This window comes from Burkholderia puraquae, from assembly GCF_002099195.1.
In the GTDB taxonomy this organism is placed as follows: Bacteria; Pseudomonadota; Gammaproteobacteria; order Burkholderiales; family Burkholderiaceae; genus Burkholderia; species Burkholderia puraquae.
In genome coordinates, this window is record NZ_NBYX01000057.1 from 1 (window position 1) to 2,207 (window position 2,207).

At 64.3% G+C, this 2,207-nt stretch carries 2 protein-coding genes; both read right to left on the minus strand.

Annotation, left to right across the window (positions count from 1 at the left end; genetic code table 11):
• Window positions 1-1,194 (minus strand): methyl-accepting chemotaxis protein (locus B7G54_RS37700; RefSeq protein ID WP_085043682.1); only part of this gene is annotated, 1,194 nt, incomplete at its 3' end.
• 413 nt (window positions 1,195-1,607) lie between these two features.
• A partial coding sequence (locus B7G54_RS37705) for a methyl-accepting chemotaxis protein (protein ID WP_244289500.1) occupies window positions 1,608-2,207 on the minus strand: 600 nt, incomplete at its 5' end.

Below are 2,207 nucleotides of genomic sequence, written 5' to 3' on the forward strand. Positions count from 1 at the left end.
GGCAACCACCGCGAAACCGCGCCCCTGGTCGCCGGCCCGCGCCGCCTCCACCGCCGCGTTCAATGCAAGGATGTTGGTCTGGAACGCGATGCCGTCGATCACGCCGATGATGTCGGCGATCTTGCGCGAGCTGGCGGTGATGTCGTTCATCGTCGCGACCACCTCGCTCACCGCCTGCCCGCCGCGCCCGGCCGCCTCGCTCGCCGACACCGACAACTGGTTCGCCTGCAGCGCCGTCTCCGCATTGCTCGACACGGTCGCCGTCATCTCGGCCATCGACGCAGCCGTCTGCTGCACGCTCGTCGATGCCTGTTCGGTGCGCGCGCTCAGGTCGTTGTTGCCCTGCGCGATCTCGTTGCTCGCGCGCTGCACGTTCAGCACCTGTTCGCTGACATCGTCGACGAGCCAGCGGAACATCAGCCCGAGCTGGTTGATCGTGCGCAGCGTCATGCCGATCTCGTCGACGCGATTCATCCGCACGCCGCTGCGGCTCTCGCCGGTCGCGACGCGCAACGCCTCGTCGCGCAACTGCATGAGCGGGCGCGCGATCTGCGCATCGAGCCACAACGCCGCGGCCACCGCCGCACCTGCCGTCACCGCCGCGAACGCGGCGAGCCCGCCGCCGGCCAGCCCGCACGCCCACCCGCCGCCCACCACGACCGGCGCGAGCACGCACAGCGACGCATGGAGCCGCGCGCGCACCGACATCGTCTGGAACAGCGACATGAAACGGGCCATGCCCTTGCGGACGATCAACCCCTTGTGAAAATGCCGGTTGCCGGCCCGCCCTTCACGGAATTCCTTGTAGAGCGCCTCCGCGGCCGCGATCTCGTCGCGCGTCGCCTTCGTGCGCACCGACATGTAGCCCTTCGGCTCGCCGTTGCGCATCACCGGAATCGCGTTCGCACGCACCCAGTAGTGATCGCCGTTCTTGCGGCGGTTCTTCACGAGGGCCGTCCACGGCTCGCCGCCCTTGAGCGTCGCCCACATGTCGGCGAACGCCTCTTTCGGCATGTCCGGATGCCGCACGACGTTGTGCGGCTGCCCTTCGATCTCTTCGGGGGAAAATCCGCTGACCTGGATGAATGCCGCGTTCGCGTAAGTAATGTAGCTGTTTGCGTCGGTGGTCGACATCAGCGTCGCGTCGTCGGGAAACTCGAATTCGCGTTGCGTGACGGGCTGGTTGTTGCGCATGGTGTGGAGCTCCGGGTAACGGATCTTGCGTCCGTTTGTCGATTGATTCGCGACCCTGCGCATTGCAGTCAATCCGCACGCGCATTGGTCTAGCTCCTGCGCTTTCGGCAAATTCCACGAAAACATTATGGCGTATTCGGGTAAATATGCATTAAAAATGCATTATCTTGCCTTTGCCAAACAATTCGTTTACTGATGAAACTAAACACCAGGCCAGTCACCGGTTTGACGGACATTCACTCGACCACTCAAGCCAATTCACCCGAATCGATTCAATGCCTGAACGCAAAATCCTGAATACGAATATTTCTCGTTCTGCGCATTTTGATTGAATCGAAAAAACTGAACGCGCATTGCGCGCATCAATCACGATGCATTGATCGGGCGCGCACATTGCATGCGCGCCCCGACGATCACCGGAACACGTTCACCGCATCCACGAGACGCGTCGCCTGCTGCTTCAGGCTCTCCGACGCCGCCGTGCTCTGCTCGACCAGTGCCGCGTTCTGCTGCGTGATGTTGTCCAGGTGCACCACCGCCTGGTCGACCTGCGCGACCCCCGTGCTCTGTTCGGCCGTCGACGAGCTGATCTCCGCGATCAGGTCCGACACGCGCTTCACCTGCGTGACGATGTCCTCCATCGTCTTGCCCGCGCCGTCGACGATCCGCGCGCCCGATTCGACCCGATCGACGCTCGCGCCGATCAGCGTCTTGATCTCCTTCGCCGCATTCGCGCTGCGCTGCGCGAGCGCCCGCACTTCACCGGCGACCACCGCGAAGCCGCGGCCCTGTTCGCCGGCACGCGCCGCCTCCACCGCCGCATTCAATGCAAGGATATTGGTCTGGAACGCGATGCCGTCGATCACGCCGATGATGTCGGCGATCTTGCGCGAGCTGGCGGTGATGTCGCTCATCGTCGCAACCACCTCGCCCACTGCCTGCCCGCCGCGCCCCGCCGCCTCGCTCGCCGACATCGCGAGCCGGTTCGCCTGCAGGGCGGTCTCCGTGTTGCT